A 286-nucleotide genomic window follows, 5' to 3' on the forward strand; every position below is an offset into this window, starting at 1 on the left:
ACCGGTAAAAGCTTTAACATTTCCGCAATTGTGCTAGGTTGATCCACGTTTGCTAGGTCCAACGGAGACTTTAAATGAAGCCGAGTATGTTTGCAGAAATTAAATGGACGCGATTTTGCACACCCTTTTTAGTCTTGGCGGGCTTAGATTTGCTGCTAATTAGTACGAATGTTGTATTCCGCGGATTGTCGTTTTTCGATGTCATCGAAAGCACTCCGAATATTTGGAAAGTAACATCGAATGTTTCCATCAGCAGCGGGTTCATTTTCTTCAAGTGGATTGCACT

General features: G+C 42.0%; 1 protein-coding gene. It reads right to left on the reverse strand.

The features are described 5' to 3' along the window. Positions 1 to 70 precede the first annotated feature (70 nt). On the reverse strand, positions 71 to 286 hold a 216-nt coding region (locus AB9F27_RS22180), incomplete at its 5' end, for a hypothetical protein (protein ID WP_369758243.1).

This window comes from Falsihalocynthiibacter sp. CO-5D18 (genome assembly GCF_041205445.1).
GTDB lineage: Bacteria > Pseudomonadota > Alphaproteobacteria > Rhodobacterales > Rhodobacteraceae > Falsihalocynthiibacter > Falsihalocynthiibacter arcticus.